Below are 21572 nucleotides of genomic sequence, written 5' to 3'. Positions count from 1 at the left end.
GCTCGCCGAGGCCCGCCCCCGCACCGGTCAATCGCTCACAGTCGCTTGGCGCTGCGCAGCAGCCCGGCGTAGAAGCCGTTGCCGTCGATCCGGGAGGCACCGCCCTTGTCACCCATGGTCGGTCCGTTGACCTCCTTGCGACTGGAGACGAAGACGCGGTGGCCGTCGGTGTCCACGCCCAGGTACAGGGCGACGTGGTCCAGGTGGTTGCCGGTGCGGTGGTCCATCTTGAAGAAGAGGAGGTCACCGGGCTGGACCACGTCGATGTTCTTGGGGCGCGTGTACCAAGGGGACGGCCCGGAGAGCTTCAGGATGTCGACGCCGATCTTCGATCGGGCCATGCCGTCGGCGCTGCGCGGCAGTCCGTCGCCGGAGAGATTCGTCGCCATCAGCGGATAGCGGGCCCGGTAGCCCCAGATCATGCGCATGAACCCGGAGCAGTCCAGGGCGCGGTAACGCTCCTTGCGCGCCACCATCGAGGTGCCGTCGCGGAAGGTGTAGTTGATGCCGAGGTAGTCGTAGAAGTCGTTCTGTTCGAGGCGGTCGACGCCGCCCTCCTTGAAGGGGCCGAAGACCGCGTCGCCCGCGTACGGGACGCCCTCGTCGTCCTTCTTCACCGGTGCGCCGTCGACGTACTGGAAGGCGATCGCGAAGATGTCGTCGGCCTCGCTGCCGTAGAACTCCTTGAACCAGTCCTTGAACCACTTCTCCTTCTCGGCACCCTTGCGCCAGGCCTCCGGCATCAGGCGCACCCAGTCCTGCGTCACCACACGGGACTGGGTGTTGGCCGGCTCGGTGAAGGTGCGGGAGGGGCCCCGGAGGGTCGCGGTGCGGGCGCCGTCCGTGAAGGTGGCGAGGATGTCGCCGTTCTCGCCGCGCAGCACGGAGCGGGTCGGATTGTTCAGGCGCTCCCAGGTCTGCTTACCGGTGGCCTTGCCCGAGTTCTCCAGGTCTGGCTTGTCGGTGACGGCCTGCACGGCCGGGACCTTCGCCTCCTCGTCCTTGCGGAGTTCGAAGGTGAAGTAGGCGCTGCCCGCGAGCAGCGCGAGGACCGTGGCCGCGTGGAGGACGGGACGGCCTTTGCGCTTCGGCATGGTGACGGCTCCAGAGGTTCCGAAGAGAGAGGCGGGCTCAGGCGGACGGCATGGCGCCGAGAAGGATTCCGGCGGTCAGCACGACATAGGTGGCGAGCGTGACCGAGCCGGTGGACAGCAGCGTGGCCCCCTTGGGCTGGCGCACCAGCTGGTAGCCGACGAGACCGGGGACGATGAAACCCAGGGTCTGATTGGCGTACAGCAGCGGGAACTCCATCTGGAGCACGATGATCACGGACGCCTGGATCAGTACGCCGGTCAGCACGACCGCCGCGAACAGCCGCTTGCCGTAGAGGATCACGAAGCGCTGGAGCAGCAGGGTGGTGACGTACGTCAGAACCGTCACGCCGAGGACGAGCGCTGCGCGCTGCAGGTCCTCGATGAGGGTGAGCGCCAGCCAGCCCGGGGTGATCATGCCGCCGGGCGAGAGGTTGGTGGTGAGGTAGCAGATCAGCGAGAACATCAGGCCCAGGCCGATGCCGATCGCGGCGATCTCGGGGGTGAGGACGGAGGGGATCAACGGGGCTCTCCTGGGCTGCGCCACCGCTGGGGGTCGGCGTCGGGGTCTGTGGGAGGTACGCGGGGTTCGAACAGGCCACGGGATCCGGGCTGTTCACCGAACCCGGGCGGCTGGGGCCGCGTGTCGGCGGGTCCCTGCGACACGTCCGGCCATGGCTCACGGGCCTGCTCGGGCCGATACGCCTGCTCCGGCTGGTGGCTCTGGTGCGGGTGCTCCGCCTGATGCTGCTGGTGCGGGTACTCCGGCTGGTGCGGCTGTTCCACTTGGTGCTGCTGTGGTTGCTGCGGGTATTCGGGGCGCGCCCGCCGCGACCGACCCTCCGGCGCGGACGCACCCAGCGGGTCCATCTGCGGGTGCGCCACCTGCGGCCGGCTTTGGTGAGACCCACCTTGTTGGTCGTGCGTCGCCTGCGGGTGACCCTGCTGAGGCTGAACCTGCTGCTGATGCCCGGCCTGCGGCCGGCCCTGCTGGGAGCGGCCCCCGCGCGGACGGCCCTGCTGCTCGGGCGTCGGCTGCGGCCGGCCCTGCTGGGGGTACGGGTGGTCCGCGGTGCGCTGTGCGGGGACGTTGGTGTGGGCTGCGTACCGCGTCTCGTACGCCTCCGAGTACGGCTGGTACGGGTCGATCCGCGGCGCGTACAGCTGCACGGTCTCGACGTGCTCGCGCACGGCCGTCGGCACACGCGGCTGGTCGGCCGTGTCGCCGGGCAGGCCGGCGCGCTCGGCGTCACCTGCGGCGTTCTCGTCCGCGCCGTCGTCCGCGCTGTCGTCCGCGGGGAGTTCGGCGAGGTGCTCCAGCAGGTGCTCGCCCTGGCCGTGGATGTTGCCGATGGCCACCAGCGAGCTCTCCGCGCCGAGCTCGCCGAGCAGCTGCCGCATGAACTCCTCGGGGTCGCGGCGGTCGCCGCCGAGGTCGACCGCGCGGGAGCGGTACTCCGCGGGCATCGCGTCGATGGCGCTCTTGGCCGGGTGGCCGATCACGAACACCCTCTCGGGGTCCAGCTCGGGGATGATCTCGCCCATCTGCCCGTTGCGCTCGACGCGGTCGGGACGGCAGTTGATGACCACGTTGAGCGGACGGTGAATGGCGCCGAGATCGAGCAGCTGGTTGATGTTCATCAGCGTCGACTCGGGGTCGTTGGCCGCGAAGACATTGGCGAAGCGGAGCTTCTTGCCGTCCTCGGTGACATACCGCTCGACGGAGAGGACACCGGGGTCCGGGGGCGCGTCGTACATGCCCTGGAGCGCCGTCTCCCGCTCCACGCCGAGGAGTTCGGCGACGGTGAGCGCGATCGCCACGTTCTCCTTGAAGGTGAACCAGCTGAAGCCGCGCAGCTCCTCGTCCGTGACCGTTTCCGGGTCGGCGTAGATCAGCTTGCAGTCGCGGGAGTCGGCCTCCTCCTGGAGGATCGCGAAGCGCTCCTGCTCGGCGGTGACACAGATGCCGCCCTCCGGCATGGACCGGGAGAGCGAGCGGGCCACGTCGTCGAGGGTGGGGCCCATTTCGGCGAGGTGGTCCTCACGGACGTTGCACAGAACGCCGATCGTGGAGCGGATCAGCTTGGACTGGTTGATCTCCTGGAGGGCCGGCATGACGGCCATGCACTCGATGACCAGGGCGTCCGGGTTGTACGCGGCCGCGCGCCGGACGATGCCGATCTGCTCGACGACGTTGGCGATGCCGAACTTGCGGTAGACCGGCTCCTCGGTGGCGTCGGGGTGGATGAACCGGGCCGCCGTACCGGTGGTCTTGGCGACCGTGGTCAGCCCGCCGCCGCGCAGCGCGCCCGCGCACAGCCGGGTGATGGACGACTTGCCGCGGATGCCGTTGACCAGCACCCGGGTGGGAATGTTGTCCAGGTTGGTGAAGTGCCGTCGCTGTTCGACGATGCCCGCCACCAGCAGGATCGCGCAGCACACCACCAGGACGGTGAAGAGGAAGAGCACGGCTGATCAGTTCCTTACGTGCTGCTGGTGCGCGGTGCCGGGTGCGCTCCGGCGCGGGGACGGCTGCTGTTTGCGCTGTTCCTGTAGCTGCTGGCGGACGAGTTCCAGGGAGCGGGTGACCGCGCCGACCTCGTCGTGGTTGCGCGGGAAGAGGACGGTCTTGCGGTCGCCGTCGGCCAGCGCCTCGGCCTGGCCGGCCAGCGCGCGCAACGGCCGGGCCACCACGATGTGCATCCAGCCGAGGCAGGCGGCCGCGGCGGCGGCGCCCAGCAGTCCGGCGAGCACCGTGCGGTGCTGCACGTCGTACTCGGGGATGGCGAGCCGGTCCGCGGGCTGCCAGCTGACGACGGTCCAGCCGAGCTGCTTGGCCGGGCCGCCTCCCACGAAGGGAGCCGCGGCGGCGATCTGCACGCCGCCCTCGCGGTAGAGGACACCGGCGGCGTGCGCCGACTTGCCGACCTTCTGCCCGGACGCGAAGACCAGGTCCTTCAGGCGCTGGTTGGGCAGCGACTGGAAGGCGAGGTAGCCGGTGTTGCCCGCGATGACCTTGCCCTGGTCGTCGACGAGGCGTACGACGCCGAGGCCCGGCCTCTTGAGCACCGAGTTGAGGAAGTCGAGCCGGAACTCACCGACCAGCGCGGACCCGTCGCGGCCGGGGATCTCGGCGGTGCCGACCACGAGCGGCTTCTTGCCTCCCTGGCCGAGCAGCTGGATGGGGTCGGCGGTGGCGGGCTTGGGCCGCGCCTCGCGGGGCTTGTCGCCGACCTGGGCGACCACGTCGCCGGAGGCGTCGACGACGTAGAGCGACTGGTAGCGCAGGTGCTGGTTGAGCGTGCGGTCCAGCACCTTGGTCATGTCGTCCGGGGTGGTGCGGTCGCCGATCAGCGTGGCCACGGACTGGAGGTCGGCCTCGCCCTCGTTGAGCGCCCGGCGCACCCGGTCGGTGAGGGTGTCGGTGCGCTCGCGCTGGTCGTTCACGAGCTGCTGCGGTACGACGACGGTGCCGTCGGCACGGTTGAGGATGAGCAGCAGCGGGGCCGACCAGGCGAGCAGCAGGACAGCGCAGACGGCGAGCAGGGCGCGGGTTCCGATGCGGCGCGGGCCGCGCGGGCGGGGCGCGGCCTCGTTCCGCTCCGCGTCTTCGCCGAGCAGCTGGCCGCGCAGTCGTTCCAGGGCCGTGCCGATCCGGCGGGCCTCGCCGTAGCCGGGGACGCTCACCGGGCGCGCCAGGTCGCCGCGGGTGAGGCGGCGCGACTCCAGGAAGAGCCGGATGAGCGGCCGCTGCACCGTGCCGAGCAGCACGGCGACGGCGATGCCGCCGATGATCAGGAGGGCGCCGCCCGCTATCAGGCCGAAGACGGGTGAGGTGGACCGGGTGGGGTCCTCGGCGACCTTCACCATGGCGACCACGGTGAGGCCGAGGGCGGTCGCGGTGGTGGTCTCGCCGGGCTGCGGCGCGGAGAGCGTGGCGTACCCTGCGACGGACCGGTCGCTGAGGAAGGTGCCGCCGAGCAGGCTGCCGCTCACGCCCAGGTAACCGCCGGCACCGGGCTCCTTGGTGCTGAGCGGGTGCTCCCCGGCCTTGCTCGCCGCCTTCTTCGCGAAGGACTTGAGCTGCTTGTTCGACGCGGCGACCTCTTCGCGCTGGAGGTCGGTGAGGACCTGCTCGGGCTCGGGGATGCCGTCGCTGCTGAGGATCGCCCCGGTACGGTCCACGACCGCGATGGAGCGGAACTGGCCGAGGCTGATGCCGGGGAACTTGAGGCTGTTGGAGGCGACGAGAAGCAGCTGGGGCTTGCCCGGCCAGGACAGCAGCGCGAAGGACAGCAGCCGGACCTCGCCGTTCTCCAGGCGCACCATGCGGGGCGCGAGCCCGCCCTCGTCGCTGAGCGTGGACCGGTCGAGGGAGGTCAGCGGGACGGTCTCGCCGCGGGTCGCGACGAGCTTGCCCGACCGGATCTCGATGACCGCCGTACCCATCCACTTCTGGTACGTGTTGCCCAGTTTGTCGAGCACGGTGTCGCCGGAGACCGGCGCGCCCGCGCTGAACAACGCGGCGGAGCGGTCGAGGTCGGTCACCGACTCGTCGATGGAGGCGCGCATGGCGATCGCGCCGTCCTCCGCGAAGTGCTGCTGCGACGTCTGGACGGCCTTCGGCAGGCTGCTGTCACCGGCCGGACCGAGCACCAGCGCCGTGACGGCCGCGAGCGAGAGGAGGAGCGCTGACAGGACCGCTATGGGCGGCCGTATGCCGCCGAGCAGCGACATATCAGCTCTGCGGCGAGCACGGTGCTGCCGCGCCGGGGGCGATGGCGCCAACGGACTGGTCCTCTCAAGCGGTTGTACGGGCAGACGAGCACGGAAGCGGCCTGCTTGCGGGTGCGGGCGTGACACAAAGGCGCAGAGGCACAGAAGGGAAAACTGAGTCTCTGCGCGTGTCAGACCGGCGAAGGCGACGGGAAGTTGCACGGATTCAAAGTGATCTGAGCAACATCACGTTTCGGGTGGACATGTTCGGGCAGGACTGATCGGTTCCGGTTCGGATCGATTTCCCCACCGCTCCGGCGGCGCGGACTCGGGACCCGGACCAGGTCCCCCGGGGCTGCCGCCGTCGGCACGGGCGGACCCGAGCGTCGGCTCGCGGCCCGCGGCACGGGCAGCGCCCGGCCCGAGGCGGGCCGGGCACGCATCCTCGCGCCGGGGAAGGACTCAGCCCGGCAGTTCCGTGAGGGGCTTGAGGCCGTCCTTCGCCGCGCCGCGATTGAGCATGGTGCCCTCGGTCCGCTCGAAGGCCAGCCGGAGACGGGACCGCTCCTGGTCGCTCAGGTCGTCGCGCTTGAGCTCCGCCGCGACGTCCACCAGCCGGTAGTTCTCGACGCCGCCCTTCGCCGGCTCGGCCGGGGTGCCGTCCGCGGTCGCCTCGGGGTCCGGCGGAATCTCCACCAGGGTCGGCTCGTAGCGGGCCTCGACGTCCCATTTGCCGCCGCGCTCGGTGAAGGTGAACCAGCCGATCACGCCCTCCTCGGTGAGTCCCGTCGGCACGTCGTGGCGCGCGACCTGGTTGCCGAGGCCGTACGCGATCCAGGTGCCGTCGACCTTCTCCATCGGCTGCACGACGTGCGCGTGGTGCCCGATGACCAGGTCGATGCCGGTCTCCCGTGCGAGCTGCCGGGCGAACTTGAGCTGCGGGGTCGACGGGTTGGGGTGGTGCTCACGGCCCCAGTGGATGGAGAGGATCACGACCTCGGCGCCGGCCGAGCGGGCCCGCTTCTCGGCCGTCCTGATCCGGCCCAGGTCGTTCTGGTTGACCAGCCACGGCTTGTCCTTGGGCAGCTCGTGGGCGTTGAAGCCGAAGGCGAAGGAGATCTGCGCGACCTTCACACCCTTGACGTCCATGATCAGCGGGGTGAGCGCGTCCTTCTCGGTACGGAAGGAACCCGTGTGCTTGAGGCCCGCGGAGTCCAGGGTGTCCAGGGTGCGCTTCACGCCGTCGTAGCCGTGGTCGATCGAGTGGTTGGAGGCGGTCGAGCAGGTGTCGTAGCCGATGTCCTTGATGGTCCCGGCTATCTGCGGCGGTATGAGGAAGTTGGGGTAGGTCTCGAAGGGGCCCTTCGGCTTGCCCATCACCGGTTCCATGTGGCAGATCCCCAGGTCCGCCTTTTTGATCACCGGCTTGATCCCGGCCATGAGCGGACTGAAGTCCAGGCCGTCGACCCCCCGGCCGGTCTCCTTGGCGTCCGCCGTCGCCTGCTCGATGAGCTGAGGATGGATCAGAATGTCGCCGGCCGCGGCTACGGTGAAGGAGCGTCCTCCCCCCTTCGACGTGGAGTCGGAGTCCCCGCCTCCTCCGACGAGGCCGCACCCCGACAGGGCGGCGACGAGGGCGAGCGGGGCCAGGAGGGTGGGCAAGGTGCGGCGGTTACGGCGACTGGTCACCGAGATATCTTGATACAACCATGAGGGCAAACCGCTCCAGAACGATAACGATCGCAACACTTCTCTTGCTCATCACCACTCTCGCCTGCTGGGGAACGGTGGTCGTGCGCGGCATCCACGACACCGGCGGGGAGTCGGCCTCCGGGCACCCCGGGGACGGTCCGCCGTCCGTCGACCTGGCCCGCTCCGTCACGGCGTACACCGACCGGTTCGCACCCGACGGCGCCTTCCGGCCCCCCTCCCGCACCGAGCGGCAGACCGTCGCCGACGGCGTGGGCCTCCTCCTCGACAACCATCGGGAACAGGCCGAACAGCGGCTCGCGGAGGTCGACTTCGCCGTGCGCACTCTGGTCGACAGCGCGACCGGCCGACGATTCGCAGAGGTGTACGACCGCGTCGACCAGGGGCCCGCGCCGCGCGGCTGGGGCCGCGTCTTCATCGACCTCGGCCACCCCGTCCGATGGTCGGTACAGGTGCCCCATCCGGTCGCGGACCAGCACACGGAACTGCTGGGCGTACGCGTCCTGAGAGGCGCACCCGGCGGTCTCCTGGTCGTTGCTGGAGCACATCGCAAATCGGGCGAGGGGGATGCCGCGGACGTTGCGCACCGCCGCGACACGGTCTTCCACGCGGTCTGCGCCGAACTCGTCCGGCGCCGTGTGGCCGGCGTCCAACTGCACGGCTTCGCCCAGGAGTCCGCCCCGCGCTACGACGTGATCGCCTCGGCGGGTGCCGGAACGGCGGGCCGCCCCGCGGGCCGCCGGCTCGCCGACGCGCTCGGCACGAAGGACTTCGCCGTGTGCCGGGCCTGGGCCCGCTCCTGCCCGCTCGCCGGGCGGGACAACGTGCAGGGGCGCTGGGCCGCCGAGAAGGGGGTTCCGTTCCTCCATGTGGAGTTCGCCCCGGGGCCGCGGTCGGACGTCCGGAAGGCTGCCCGGGTGGCCGAGGCCGTCTCCGTCGTCACGCGCCTCTGGGCCGAGGGCGCTCTGGCAGGGTGAGGACATGACGACCCTGCTCATCGTGGACGGCGCCAACGTGGTGGGGTCCGTGCCCGACGGCTGGTGGCGTGACCGCCGTGGCGCGGCCGAGCGGCTCAGGGACCGGTTGGCGGACTTCGCCGAGCGGGGCCTGCCCGGACATCCCGGCCCGCTGGAGATCGTCCTGGTGGTGGAGGGCGCGGCGCGCGGGGTGGACTCCGTCCCCGGGGTCCGTGTCGACGAGGCGCCGGGCAGCGGTGACGACCGCGTGGTGGCGCTGGTGGCCGAGGCGCGGGGGCGGCCCCTCCTGGTCGTCACGGCCGACCGCGAACTGCGCCGCCGGGTCGTCGAACTGGGCGCGGAGGTCACGGGGCCGCGCACCGTACGCCCTCGGCCCTGACCTCCGGTCCGCACGTACCGCACCGCCCGACCACGCTCCCCGCCCCCGCACCGCCCGACCACGGTCCTGCCCCCGCGCACGCGTCCACCGTCCTCGCCCCCGTGCACCCGGCGGCCGGCACGCGGCGCCGTGACGGGATCCGGTCCCGGTCCGGGGCTGACTCTCCCGTGGCACCGGTCCTCGCGCCATGTCGCCGCGGCCGTGCAACGGGCGTACGAGCACACCGCAAGACCCCGCAGTCCCCACCGGAGGGAGGACGTACGGGGCCCGAGGACAGAGCGGGTCGACTACTCGGCGGTGCCACCGGGCGGGTGCTGGACCTCGCTCAACGTCGTCTCCTCGTGCCGGCCGAGGCGGCTGTGCGAGCGCCCGTACAGGAAGTAGACGACGATGCCGATCACCATCCAGATCGCGAACCGCAGCCAGGTCTCCGCGGGCAGGTTCAGCATCAGCCACAGCGTCGCGAGCACCGACAGGATCGGCACCCACGGCACCAGCGGGGTGCGGAAGGCGCGGGGCAGGTCGGGGCGGGTGTGGCGGAGGACGACGACTCCGACGGCGACCACGATGAAGGCGAAGAGCGTGCCGATGTTGACCAGTTCGGCCAGCTCGCTGAGGCTGGTGAAGCCCGCGAGGATCGCGATGATGACACCGAGCAGGATGGTCGGGCGGTGCGGGGTGCGGAACTTCGGGTGTACGCGGGAGAAGAACCGCGGAAGCAGTCCGTCGCGGCTCATCGCGAAGAAGACACGGGTCTGGCCGAGCAGCAGAATCATGCAGACCGTGGTCAGTCCGACGGCGGCGCCGAAGCTGATGACGCCCGCGTACCAGGGGTGCCCGGTGGCCTTGAACGCGTCGGCGAGCGGGGCGTCGACGGACAGCTCGGTGTACTTCTGCATGCCCGTGACCACGATCGAGACGAGGACGTAGAGCGTGGTGCAGATGATCAGCGAGCCGAGGATGCCGCGCGGCATGTCCCGCTGCGGGTTCTTCGTCTCCTCGGCGGCCGTGGCGACCACGTCGAAGCCGATGAAGGCGAAGAACACGACGGAGGCCGCGGTGAAGATGCCCATCACGCCGAAGTTGGTCGGCGCCCAGCCGAACATCAGCTGGATCAGCGGGGTCTTGATGCCGCTGCCCGCCTCCACGGCCTGCGCCTTGGGGATGAACGGATCGTAGTTGTCGCCCTCGATGAAGAAGGCGCCCGCGATGATCACGATCAGGACGACGGTGACCTTGATCGCGACGACCAGTGTGGTGATCCGGGCGGAGAGCTTCACGCCGATGACGAGGATGGCGGTGAGCACCAGCACCAGTGCTGAGGCGAGGATGTCGAAACCGAACCCGGTGGCCCCCTCGCGCCCGCTGAGCGACTCGGGCATGTGCCAGCCCGCGTTGTCCATCAGCGAGCGCACATAGCCCGACCAGCCGACGGCCACCACCGCCGTGCCGAGCGCGAACTCCAGGACCAGGTCCCAGCCGATGATCCAGGCGGGCAGCTCGCCCAGAGAGGCGTAGGAGAACGTGTACGCGGATCCCGCGACCGGGACCGTGGAGGCGAACTCCGCGTAGCACAGGGCCGCCAGCGCGCAGGCGACACCCGCGGCGACGAAGGCCAGCGAGACCCCCGGCCCCGCGTTCTCCTTGGCCACTTTGCCGGTGAGGACGAAGATGCCGGTGCCGATGATGACACCGACACCGAAGACAGTGAGGTCCAGAGCGGACAGCGACTTCTTGAGTGCGTGCTCCGGCTCCTCAGTGTCCAAGATCGATTGTTCGACCTTCTTCGTCCTGAAGAGGGTGTTGCTCACGGATGTACCTCCCACGCTTGTCGTCCTCGACATGATCGAGAGGGCAGGTAGCACGTATCCCCCGACGCGGCCCGGTTCACGCAGATGGGCCGGTTTCACCACCCGTACAGGGTGCTGAAACCGGCCCATCGGCCCAGCGTGGCCGCGTCAGTCGCGTGCGGGCTCCACCGCGTCCACGGACTGCACGGAAGTGTGCTCGTAGCGGCCGTCGAGCTTGGCGACGAGGCCGGTGACCTGCCGGGCGATGTCCGGCGCGGTCAGGCCGATCTCCGCCATGACCTCGGCGCGGGAGGCGTGGTCGAGGAAGCGCGGCGGGATGCCGAAGTCGCGCAGCGGGACGTCGACGCCCGCGTCGCGCAGGGCCTGCGCGATCGCCGACCCGACACCGCCGACACGGGAGTTGTCCTCGACGGTGACGACCACGCGGTGCTGCTCGGCGAGCGGGGCCATGGCCTCGTCGACCGGCTTGACCCAGCGCGGGTCGACGACGGTGGTGGAGATGCCCTGCCGGTCGAGGAGAGAGGCGATCTCCAGGCACATCGGGGCGAGCGCTCCGACGGAGACCAGCAGTACGTCGGGCGCGTCGGTGCCGGGCTCGCGCAGGACGTCCATGCCGCCGATCCGGCCGACGGCGGGGACGGCCGGGCCGACCGCGCCCTTGGAGAAGCGCACCACGGTGGGCGCGTCCTTCACGTCGACGGCCTCGCGCAGCTGGGCGCGGACCTGGTCGGCGTCGCGCGGCGCGGCGAGCCTGAGGCCCGGGACGACCTGGAGGATGGACATGTCCCACATGCCGTTGTGCGAGGCGCCGTCGGTGCCGGTGACGCCCGCGCGGTCCAGGACGAAGGTGACGCCGCACTTGTGCAGGGCCACGTCCATCAGGACCTGGTCGAAGGCGCGGTTGAGGAAGGTCGCGTAGACGGCGAAGACGGGGTGCAGTCCGCCGGTGGCGAGGCCCGCTGCCGAGACGGCGGCGTGCTGCTCGGCGATTCCGACGTCGTACACCCGTTTGGGGAAGGCCTTGGCGAACCGGTCGAGGCCGACCGGCTGGAGCATCGCGGCGGTGATCGCGACGATGTCCTCGCGCTCCTTGCCGAGCTCGACCATCTCCTCGCCGAAGACGGAGGTCCAGTCGGCGCCGGAGGAGGCGATCGGCAGGCCCGTGTCCGGGTGGATCTTGCCGACGGCGTGGAAGCGGTCCGCCTCGTCCTGGAGGGCGGGCTGGTAGCCGCGGCCCTTCTCGGTGAGGCAGTGCACGATGACCGGGCCGCCGAAGCGCTTCGCGCGGGCGAGGGCCGACTCCAGGGCCTCGATGTCGTGGCCGTCGATCGGGCCGACGTACTTCAGGCCGAGGTCCTCGAACATGCCCTGCGGGGCGATGAAGTCCTTCAGGCCCTTCTTCGCGCCGTGCAGGGTCTCGTAGAGAGGCTTGCCGACGACCGGGGTGCGCTCCAGGAGGTCCTTGCCGCGGGCCAGGAAGCGCTCGTAGCCGTCGGTGGTGCGCAGGGTCGCCAGATGGTTCGCGAGGCCGCCGATGGTCGGCGCGTACGAACGCTCGTTGTCGTTGACGACGATGATCAGCGGACGGTCCTTGGCGTCGGCGATGTTGTTCAGCGCCTCCCAGGCCATACCGCCGGTGAGAGCGCCGTCACCGATGACGGCGACCACGTGGTCGTTCCTGCCGAGGACCTCGTTGGCCTTCGACAGACCGTCGGCCCAGCCGAGGACCGTGGAGGCGTGCGAGTTCTCGATGATGTCGTGCTCGGACTCGGCCTGCGAGGGGTAGCCGGACAGGCCGCCCTTCATCTTCAGCCGGGAGAAGTCCTGGCGGCCGGTGAGCAGCTTGTGGACGTAGGACTGGTGGCCCGTGTCCCACAGCACCCTGTCCTTCGGCGACTCGAAGACGCGGTGCAGGGCGATGGTCAGTTCCACGACACCGAGGTTGGGGCCGAGGTGGCCGCCGGTCTTGGAGACCGCGTCGACGAGGAAGGTCCTGATCTCGCCGGCCAGCTGGTCCAGCTGCTCCAGGCTGAGCCGGTCCAGATCGCGCGGTCCCCTGATGCGGGTCAGCAGCGGCACCCGTGCCTCCTTGCAGTAGAGCTGTTGCCGGGCTTGGTCGAGTCTAATGTTCCGCCTTTTCGGGCGCGGGCCGGGCCTGGCGTTGTACGCCACACGATCGGCCCAACCGGACGGGAACGCGCGTTCTATGTCCGGACGTGACTGTGCCCGGCGCCGCCATTGGCGCCGGGCACAGTGCCTGTGAGGGTGGGAACCCTACGCGCGACCCGCGGACTTCTGGGTCCTGCGGGTGACGGCGTCGATGACGACCGTGGCGAGAAGCACACCACCGGTGATCATGTACTGGACCGGCGAGGCGATGCCCTGCAGGGCCAGGCCGTACTGGATCGAGACGATCACCAGCACACCGAGGAGGGCGTTCCAGGTGCGGCCACGGCCACCGAAGAGGCTGGTGCCACCGATGACGGCCGCCGCGATGGCGTTCATCAGCAGGTCACCGGCGCCCGCGCCCTGGTTGGCGGAGGCGATCTTCGAGGCGAGGAACAGGCCGCCGACCGCGGCGAAGGTACCGGAGATCGAGAAGACCGAGATCCGGATCAGCTCGACGTTGATACCGGCACGACGGGAGGCCTCGACGCTGCCACCGAGCGCGAAGATCTTCCGGCCGAAGGTGGTGCGGCGCAGCACGAAGTCCGTGACCATCAGGACCGCGAGGAAGATCACCACGGCGAGCGGCAGGCCCTTGTACTGGTTGTACATGATCCCCACCGCGAAGCTGAGGATGCCCAGCAGCACCGTGCGCGCGATGGTCTCGCTCAGCGGGCGCGACGGCACGCCGGCCGCCTCGCGGCGCTTGTTGCCGAGGTAGGAGCTGAAGAAGAACCCGGCGGTCACGACGATCGCGAGCACGTAGGCGGCGGCCACATCGGTGAAGTAGTAGCTGGTCAGCTTGGCGACGAGGCCCTCGCTGTCCAGGTTGATGGTGCCGTTGCTGCCGAGGATCTGGAGCATCAAGCCGTTCCAGAACAGCAGACCCGCCAGGGTGACGGCGAAGGCCGGCACACCGATACGCGCGAAGACGAAGCCCTGGACCGCACCGGCGACCGTGCCGGTGAGGATGGCCAGGATGAACGCCAGCCACTCGTTCATGCCGTGGGTGACGCTGAGCACGGCGAACGTGGCGCCGGCCAGACCGGAGAGCGAACCGACCGACAGGTCGATCTCACCGAGCAGCAGCACGAAGACGATGCCGACCGCGATCATGCCCGTGCCGACCATGGCGACGGAGATGTCGGAGAGGTTGCCCGCGGTGAGGAAGTTCGAGTTCAGGCTCGCGAAGATCGCCCAGATGATGATCAGGCCGATGACGACCGGGATGGAACCCAGGTCGCCGGACTTCATCTTGCGCTTGAACTCGCTGACGTAACCGCCGAAGCCCTGCTCGCGGACGAGCAGGCGCGGGTCGACGGCGGTGACCGCGTGGGCGGCCGCCTCGGGGTTCTCCACGATGTGGTCCCCGGTCTCAGAAGTCTTGTCGATGCTCACTTCTGAGCCTCCCCGCTGCGCGCCGCACGACGGGTCACGGCGTTCTCCGTGGCACCCGTAATGGCGGAAATGATCTCTTCCTGGGAGGTCGACTTGACCTCGAAGATGCCGTTGTTGCGTCCGAGACGCAGAACGGCGACCTTGTCGGCCACAGCCTTCACGTCAGCCATGTTGTGGCTGATGAGGATCACGGCGTGACCCCGCTCGCGCAGCCGCTCGACCAGGTCGAGAACCTGGGCGGTCTGTTCGACGCCGAGGGCCGCGGTGGGCTCGTCGAGGATGACGAGCTTGGGCTCACCGAGCATCGAACGGGCGATCGCCACGGTCTGGCGCTGACCGCCGGAGAGCGAGGCGATCGGGATGCGGACGCTGGGGATGCGGATCGACAGCGTGTCCAGCAGCTCGCGGGAGCGGCGCTCCATCTCGACCTCGTCCAGGACACCGCGCTTCTTGAGCTCGCGACCCAGGTAGAGGTTCCCGACGACATCGATGTTGTCGCAGAGCGCGAGGTCCTGGTAGACCGTCGCGATGCCCAGGTTCTGGGCATCGTGCGGGCGGTTGATCTGGACGGAATTGCCGTCCCACTCGATGACGCCCTCATCGATGGGGTGCACGCCGGCAATCGTCTTGACCAGCGTGGACTTTCCGGCGCCGTTGTCGCCCACCAGGGCGACCACTTCACCGGCGTGGACTTCAAGCTCTACATCGGTGAGCGCCTGGACGGCACCGAATCGCTTGGAGACCCCGCGCAACGCCAGAACAGGCGTAGCGGACACGTTAACCATCTCCTTCGCCGCCTGACCCGGCGGGAGGTTGTGCAGAAGTGTGGAGGATGTTCCGTCCGGTGCCCCGCTTAGCTTGCGGGGCTGTTGGATGCGGGGCACCGGAGGAGCTTTGGATCACACGAGTCACGTACGGGAATCCAGGATCGAATTCCCGTACGCGTCGACGACTCGCGGTTTGGCTACTGCAGGCCGGCCTTCTTGCAGGCGGCGGCGTACGCCGGGGTGCAGATGTCGTTGACGGTGTACAGGCCGTCCTTGACGACAGTGTCCTTGATGTTGTCCTTGGTCAGCGAGGTGACGGGGACCAGGAGGGACGGGATCTGCTTGTCGGTCGGGCTGTCGACCTTGTCCTTGGCGACCGAGTCGAGCGACTTGCCCTGGGCGAGCGCGACGGCCAGCTCCGCGGCGGCGTCGGCCTCCGGGGCGTACGGCTTGTAGACGCTCATGAACTGCTCACCCGCGAGGATGCGCTGCACACCGGCGAGCTCGGCGTCCTGGCCCGTGACCGGGACCTTGATGCCGGCGGCCTTCAGCGCGGTGATGATACCGCCGGCCATGCCGTCGTTCGCGGAGTAGACACCGATGATGTTCTTCTTGCCGAGAGCCGAGATCGCCGCCTCCATGTTGGCGTTGGCGTTCTCCGGCTTCCACTCCTTGGTGTCGTACTCCTTGCCGACGTTCACCTTGCCGTCGAGCACCTCGTGGGCGCCGGCCTTGAACTGAGCGGCGTTCGGGTCGGTGACCGAACCGTTCATCATGACGATCTTGCCGTCCTTGGCCTTGGAGCCAAGGGCGGTGAGGAGCGCCTCACCCTGCGTCTTGCCGACAGTCTTGTTGTCGAACGAGGTGTAGCCCGAGATCGGGCCCTGCGCGAGGCGGTCGTAGGCCACGACCGGGATGCCGGCGTCCTTGGCCTTCTGGACCGAGCTCTTGATCGCGGCGGCGTCCACAGCGTCAACGATCAGCACGTCCACCTTGTTGGTGATCATCGTGTCGACCTGCTGGTTCTGCGTGCTCGCGTCCTGCTTGGCGTTGGCGTAGACGACCTCGCCCTTGCCGTTCGTGAGCTCCTTGACCTTCTTCTCGATCAGCGGCTTGTCGAACTTCTCGTAGCGAGCCGTCTGGTTCTCCGGAAGGAGCAGACCGACCTTGATCGCGTCGCCCTTCTTGGCGGAGGCGGAGCTGTCGCTGCTGCCACCCGACTCCTTGGCGCTGCCACAAGCGGCGAGAGAAACGGCCATTGCACCAGCGGCAACAGCAACGGCGGCACGACGCATCTGCGTGTTCACTTTGAAACCTCCCTGACGAGGCCGCGTCGTTGCGGCCGAGGTGGTTTGGAGTCAACTCGGCCACCCGTGCGACGTCAAGAAGTAAATACTTAACGAGATGGCAACGGTGCCATGCGTTCTCTAAGTGAAGGCAGGGGTAACGGCGGCCAACGAACCGTCCAAAAGGGTCGAATCACCCATCTCGCTGAGCGCGAGAGCGAGCGCTCCGAGCACCTCCGCACGGCCGCCGAGGGCCCCTGGCAACACCGAGAGTTGACGTGCGGCGCTGGGGATCGCGTAGCGGCCGACAGACTCCCTGATGGGCCCGAGAACGAGCTCGCCGGCCTCGGCGAGATCGCCGCCGAGGACCACCCGGCTCGGGTTCAGCAAATTGCAGAGGTTCGCGACTCCACTGCCGATATGGCGGCCGACGTCGGCGATCACCCGACGGCAGCCCGGATCTCCGTCCCGCGCCAGCCTGACCACGCCCTCCATGGTCAGATCGGTACCGTGACTGGACTGGAGGAGCGGCAGCACATAGCGCGCCGCCGCAAAGGTCTCCAGACAGCCGCGGTTGCCGCAACGGCAGACGGGGCCGGATTCATCAAGTGTAATATGCCCGATTTCTCCCGCTGTGCCACCCGGACCGCGGTAGATCTTGCCTTCTATCACCAGGCCCGCGCCGACACCGCTGGCGACCTTGATGTACGCGAGATCCCGGACCCCGCGCCCGCTCCCCCAGACCATCTCGCCGAGGGCGCCCAGATTGGCGTCGTTGTCCACGTAGACGGGCACGCCGAGCCGCCCCCGCAGCTCCTCGGCGGGCCTCGCGCCGGTCCAGCCCGGCAGGATCGAGGTGGACCCCAGGGTCCCCGACTCCACGTCGATCGGGCCCGGCACGCCGAGGCCCACACCCGCGATCTTGGATGGGTCGACCCCCGTTGCCGCGATCAGGCGACCGACCAGCTCTTCGGCCCGGTCGAAGCCCTGCGCGGCGGAGGCGTCCACGTCCAGCGGCTCGGACTCCTCCGCCAGCACCTGATGGGCCAGATTCCCGACCGCGACGCGCAAATGCGTATGCCCGAAGTCGACGCCGATGACGATGCCGGCGTCGCCGCTCAAGGACACGCTGCGTGCCCTGCGGCCGCCGGCCGAAGTGGGCGTGACCTCGACCGTTCCGCCGTCCTTGAGTTCACGGACGATATTGGAAACGGTCGCGGCCGATAGGCCCGTCGTCCTCGCGATCTCCGCCTGCGTGAGCGATCCGGCGAGGCGCACCGCTCTCACGACGCGCTCCAGATTGGCTCGGTGCAGCGACGACTGCGACCCCGGAGTCTCCATCGACTCATCCACTCCTGCCCTCAGCCGGGCGGCCCCGATGCCGCCCGTGTGATCTGGGTCACGTCAACGGGACCCCGGTCACTTACAAGTTGTGAACTCCAAGCTCCGCTGAACGGGTTACCGCCGTCAAGTCCTTGACGAAAATCGGGTCCGCCCATTCACGTTCGATTTTCGCCATCACCCGGACACACGTACGCCACCCCCGGGGCGGGGGTGGCGCAGGTGAGGAACGGGACGAAGCGCTACTTGAGAGTCGCCGAGGTGAGGCCCGCCTGGACCTGCCGCTGGAAGGACAGGTAGACGATGAGCATGGGGATCATCGCGATCGTCACGCCCGCGAAGAGGACGGGAAGATCGGTGGCGTACCCCTGCTGTTGTTGAAGCTGGATGAGGCCCTGGGTCAGAACGTATCGTTCCGGGTCGGAACTGCTCTGCGGCTGCATCAGCACCGAGGGCAGGATGTACTGGTTCCACTGGCCCAGGACGTTGAAGATGCCGACGCTGAGCAGTCCGGGCTTGGCCATCGGCAGCATGACCTGGAAGAACGCCCGGGTGTGCGAGGCCCCGTCGAGCACGGCCGCCTCGAAGACCGCCGTGGGCAGTGTCCGGAAGAAGGCGTGCATGAAGAACACGGTGAACGGCAGCGAGTAGGCGACGTACACCAGGATCAGACCTTGGTACGTGTTCAGCATGTCCAGCCGCTTGACCATGAAGAACAGCGGCACCAGGGCGAGGAAGACGGGGAACATGGCCCCGCCGACGAAGAAGAAGTACACGACCCTGTTGCCCGGGAACTCGTAGCGGGCCAGTACGTACGCCGCCATCGAGCCCAGGAGCATGGTCAGCGGGACGGAGAACACCAGCACGATCAGGGTGTTGGTGAAGTAGTCGCCGATGCCCTTGTTCCAGGCCCGGCTGAAGACGTCGAGCTGCCAGTGCGAGGGCCAGCCGAGGGCCGAGCCGCCGATCTGCGCGTCGGTCTTGAAGGAGCTCAGGACCAGCCACAGCAGCGGCAGGATGATCAGGACCGCCCACAGGGCCAGGAAGCCGTGCGAGAAGACGTTGAGGGCCAGGCCCTCGGTGCGCTTGTCACCCGGCCGTGGCGGGGCCTTCCTGGCGGTTCGCTGCGGGGGTACTCCGGCGCCGTCGACCTTCGCCGGCTCCGTGATGGGTGCGCTCATAGTCGTGTCTCCCGCTCAGAACTCGATGCGCTCGCGGCGGGTGGCGCGCAGCGTGACCACGGACAGGATCAGGGTGAGAAGGAGCATGATGACGCCCATGGCACAGGCGTAGCCGCTCTTTCCGTAGTAGAGGAAGTTGCGCATCATGACGTTCGCCATGACCTCGCTGTGGTGGTCGGGCCCGCCGCCGTAGCCGGTGCCCTGGGTCGTGGTCGAGACGAGCACGAACATGTCCATCGCGATGATGCCGAGATAGACCCAGGCGGTCTGCACCGTGTCCCACAGCAGGGGCAGGGTGACCCGGAAGAAGGTGTGGGTGCGGCTCGCGCCGTCCAGCAGCGCGGCCTCGTAGATGTCCCGCGGGATGGACTGCATGGCGGCGGAGAACAGCACCAGGTAGAAGCCGACGCCGTGCCAGACGACGACCGCCATCAGGCACCAGAGCACCAGGTTGGGCTCGTTCATCCACTCGACGGGACTGTTCGCGTCGACCAGGCCGACCTTGATCAGCAGGCCGTTGAGCAGACCGCCGCTGTCACTGCGGTAGAGGGCCCCGAAGAGCACCGCCACGATCGCGAGCGACAGCACCTGCGGGAAGAAGTACACGATCTTGTAGAAGCCGGAGCCGGCGACGCCCTGTACGCCACCGGCGCCACCCCGCCCGCCCGCGTTCACCATGAAGGCGAAGAAGAGGGCGAGCAGGATGGTGATCACCGGGATGAACACCAGGAACAGGATGTTGTGCCAGATCGCTCCGAGGAATACGTCGTCCTGGAACAACGCCTTGTAATTGTCCAGGCCGACGAAACTGAACGTCTGCGACTGACCCTTCCAGTCGGTGAAGGAGTAACCGATGGTCTGTAGGTAAGGCCAGATCACGAAGATCAGATACAGCGCCAAAGGTGCGAGGAGAAACCCCGCGACGAACCGGTACTGCCCTTTTCGCATGGCATCCTGCCCCTGGTGTGCCGGGTGTGCGTGACCCTGGTGTTCCGGGTTTGCGTGATCAGTCGCGGTGGTTCTTCTTGGACTCCGGGTCCTTTGCCGCCTTGTCGACCGCCGCCTGGGCCCGCTTCAGCCATTCCTTCGGCTGGATGCGCTTGGACATCAGCTCGTTGGACGCCGTCTCGATGGCGGTGCCCATCTCGCTGTACCAGTTGGGGTACAGGTAGTTGAAGGTATTGTCGCCCGCCGCCTTCGACGCGTCGACGGTGGACTGCGTACCGGGACGCAGCTCCACGCCGTCGGACACACCGTCCTTGAGGATGGTGAGCGAGTTGGCCTTCTGCGCGAAGAGCGTCGACCACTCCTTGGAGAGCATGGAGCGCATGAACTCCTTGGCCTCGGGCAGGTTCGCGGCCTTCGCCGGGATGATGAACGGCTCGCCCGAGCCGGCCCGGATCGCCTCGAACGGCAGCGCGCTGCCAGGCAGGTTGGGCATCGGCATGAACTTCATGTCGAAGTCGGCCGGGGTCTGCTTGAGCTGCTCGTTCTCCAGCCACGAGCCGCAGGTGATGAAGGCGGCCTTGTACTGGTTCCAGCGGGTCTGCGACTCGGTGTGGGTGAGGCCGTTGGTGCCGGGCATCAAGTAGCCCTTTTCCACGATCTCGTAGATCGCCTCGACGGCCGCCTGGGCGGCGTCGGACCCGACGAACGCCTTGGGGTCGAGGTTGTCGATCGCCTTCATGGCGTCCAGACCGCCCTTCTTGGCGATCAGGTCCATGATGGCGACGTTGATGTAGTACGGGTACTTGCCCTGGTGGGCGAGGCCACCGATGCCCTGCGACTTGGCGTCCTTGCAGATGGCGAGGAAGTCGTCCCAGGTCTTCGGGACCTCCCAGCCCTTCTCCTTGAAGAGCTTGCCGGAGTACCACAGACCCCACACCGTGTAGATGTAGTTCAGCGAGACGACCTTGCCGCCCTGCAGGCCCGGGTCGAGCGTGCCCGGGATCAGGGTGTCGCGGACCTTCTTGCTCGGGTCGTCGATGGACGGCGCGTCCAGGACCGCGGCCAGGTCGAGGAGTTGGCCGCTCTTGTAGAGCACGTCCAGCTTGATCTGCTGGGCGCCCGAGTCGTCGACGATGTCCGGCGGGTTGCCGCCGTTGAAGCGCGGCTGGAGCTTGCCGGTGATCTCCTGCGTGCCGGTGTGGGCGCTCTTGCTGCCCCACTTCTTGTCGAAGGCCGCTTCCCACGCCTTGGCGTAGTCGTCGCCGTAGCCGCCCTTGAAGACGACGACGTCGAGCTTGCCGCCGCCCTTCTTCACGCCGAAGGGGTTGTCCTTGCTGGTCTTGCCGGTGCCCTTGTCGCCGGACTTGTCCTCATCGCCGCCGCCGCTCGCACAGGCGGACAGGAAGCTCATCGTCGGGACGGTGATCAGACCGAGTGCGGCCGACCTCTTGATGAGGTCACGGCGGCCGACACCCTCGGGGCTGCTGTTCTCGGCGGAAGTGGATCCCATGCTCAAGTCCTCGCCTTCTCCAGGACTCAGGCGGTGAACCGGATCCTCCCCGGCACCGCGGTTAGGTCAAGCTGGGGTCGTGCGTGGGGGATTCAGTGGGACGAATCGGCAGTAGGTGTATGGACCATGGTCTGCCGTCCCGCGAAATTCCCCCCTGGGTCCTGCCTGTCCAGCGCCAGTCGATCGACAGGCCAGACGCGACAGGTATAGTCCACTTCCCGCCAGCGGAGCAAGATCGAATGCAGGTTTGCCCGTCGGTCTTTTCCGAGTTGAGACCTCCCGGAAATATGG

Annotated in this window: 16 protein-coding genes; 2 read left to right on the top strand and 14 right to left on the bottom strand. The window is 68.5% G+C overall.

Going from position 1 to position 21572, the window contains the following annotated elements:
• Positions 1 to 35: 35 nt before the first annotated feature.
• The 5 genes from ABZX90_RS01150 to ABZX90_RS01130 all read right to left on the bottom strand — a co-directional run bounded on the left by ABZX90_RS01150 (position 36) and on the right by ABZX90_RS01130 (position 7496).
• On the bottom strand, positions 36 to 1094 hold the full coding sequence (locus ABZX90_RS01150; protein WP_351121273.1) for an NlpC/P60 family protein: 1059 nt from the start codon (positions 1092 to 1094) through the stop codon (positions 36 to 38).
• Positions 1095 to 1131: 37 nt separating this feature from the next.
• Positions 1132 to 1614 carry a poly-gamma-glutamate biosynthesis protein PgsC/CapC gene (locus tag ABZX90_RS01145; RefSeq protein WP_266763537.1) on the bottom strand — a complete coding sequence of 161 codons (483 nt, stop codon included), beginning with the start codon at positions 1612 to 1614 and terminating at the stop codon, positions 1132 to 1134.
• Positions 1611 to 3560, bottom strand: coding sequence for a poly-gamma-glutamate synthase PgsB (gene pgsB, locus ABZX90_RS01140; protein WP_355200643.1), 1950 nt, complete (start codon positions 3558 to 3560; stop codon positions 1611 to 1613). Before pgsB ends, ABZX90_RS01145 begins: the two co-directional genes overlap by 4 nt.
• A 6-nt stretch (positions 3561 to 3566) precedes the next feature.
• Complete coding sequence (locus tag ABZX90_RS01135) at positions 3567 to 5828, bottom strand: HAMP domain-containing protein (RefSeq protein WP_351121277.1); 2262 nt, start codon at positions 5826 to 5828, stop codon at positions 3567 to 3569.
• A 441-nt stretch (positions 5829 to 6269) separates the two neighbouring features.
• Complete coding sequence (locus ABZX90_RS01130; RefSeq protein ID WP_355200640.1) at positions 6270 to 7496, bottom strand: CapA family protein; 1227 nt, start codon at positions 7494 to 7496, stop codon at positions 6270 to 6272.
• 65 nt (positions 7497 to 7561) lie between these two features.
• Between ABZX90_RS01130 and ABZX90_RS01125 the strand changes: the two genes are divergently transcribed.
• Together ABZX90_RS01125 and ABZX90_RS01120 are read left to right on the top strand one after the other, a co-directional pair.
• Entirely contained in the window at positions 7562 to 8494 is a 933-nt protein-coding gene (locus tag ABZX90_RS01125; protein ID WP_355200638.1) for a hypothetical protein, read from the top strand.
• A gap of 4 nt (positions 8495 to 8498) precedes the next feature.
• A complete protein-coding gene (locus tag ABZX90_RS01120) occupies positions 8499 to 8873 on the top strand; it encodes an NTP pyrophosphohydrolase (protein WP_355200636.1) in 375 nt (124 codons plus the stop codon).
• 287 nt (positions 8874 to 9160) lie between these two features.
• Here the strand turns inward: ABZX90_RS01120 and ABZX90_RS01115 are convergent, their stop codons facing one another.
• The 9 genes from ABZX90_RS01115 to ngcE form a co-directional block, all read right to left on the bottom strand.
• Positions 9161 to 10684 carry an amino acid permease gene (locus ABZX90_RS01115; protein WP_351121287.1) on the bottom strand — a complete coding sequence of 508 codons (1524 nt, stop codon included), beginning with the start codon at positions 10682 to 10684 and terminating at the stop codon, positions 9161 to 9163.
• A 147-nt stretch (positions 10685 to 10831) separates the two neighbouring features.
• Positions 10832 to 12763, bottom strand: coding sequence for a 1-deoxy-D-xylulose-5-phosphate synthase (dxs, locus tag ABZX90_RS01110; RefSeq protein WP_355200634.1), 1932 nt, complete (start codon positions 12761 to 12763; stop codon positions 10832 to 10834).
• A 195-nt stretch (positions 12764 to 12958) separates the two neighbouring features.
• On the bottom strand, positions 12959 to 14248 hold the full coding sequence (locus tag ABZX90_RS01105; protein WP_351121291.1) for a sugar ABC transporter permease: 1290 nt from the start codon (positions 14246 to 14248) through the stop codon (positions 12959 to 12961).
• Complete coding sequence (locus ABZX90_RS01100) at positions 14245 to 15033, bottom strand: ATP-binding cassette domain-containing protein (RefSeq protein ID WP_351121293.1); 789 nt, start codon at positions 15031 to 15033, stop codon at positions 14245 to 14247. Before ABZX90_RS01100 ends, ABZX90_RS01105 begins: the two co-directional genes overlap by 4 nt.
• Positions 15034 to 15212: 179 nt before the next feature.
• Positions 15213 to 16310 (bottom strand): substrate-binding domain-containing protein, encoded by a 1098-nt coding sequence (locus ABZX90_RS01095; protein WP_351121704.1) that lies wholly within the window; start codon positions 16308 to 16310, stop codon positions 15213 to 15215.
• A gap of 132 nt (positions 16311 to 16442) precedes the next feature.
• Complete coding sequence (locus tag ABZX90_RS01090) at positions 16443 to 17642, bottom strand: ROK family transcriptional regulator (protein WP_351121295.1); 1200 nt, start codon at positions 17640 to 17642, stop codon at positions 16443 to 16445.
• Positions 17643 to 17884: 242 nt separating this feature from the next.
• Entirely contained in the window at positions 17885 to 18823 is a 939-nt protein-coding gene (locus ABZX90_RS01085; RefSeq protein ID WP_351121297.1) for a carbohydrate ABC transporter permease, read from the bottom strand.
• A gap of 15 nt (positions 18824 to 18838) precedes the next feature.
• Complete coding sequence (locus ABZX90_RS01080; protein WP_351121299.1) at positions 18839 to 19771, bottom strand: sugar ABC transporter permease; 933 nt, start codon at positions 19769 to 19771, stop codon at positions 18839 to 18841.
• Between the two features lie 58 nt (positions 19772 to 19829).
• Positions 19830 to 21281: an N-acetylglucosamine/diacetylchitobiose ABC transporter substrate-binding protein gene (gene ngcE, locus ABZX90_RS01075; protein ID WP_351121301.1), complete on the bottom strand. Its 1452-nt coding sequence runs from the start codon at positions 21279 to 21281 to the stop codon at positions 19830 to 19832.
• Positions 21282 to 21572 lie beyond the last annotated feature (291 nt).

The sequence above is a fragment of the Streptomyces sp. NPDC002935 genome (assembly GCF_040611295.1).
GTDB lineage: Bacteria > Actinomycetota > Actinomycetes > Streptomycetales > Streptomycetaceae > Streptomyces.
This window is presented reverse-complemented; position numbering and strand designations above follow the sequence as displayed.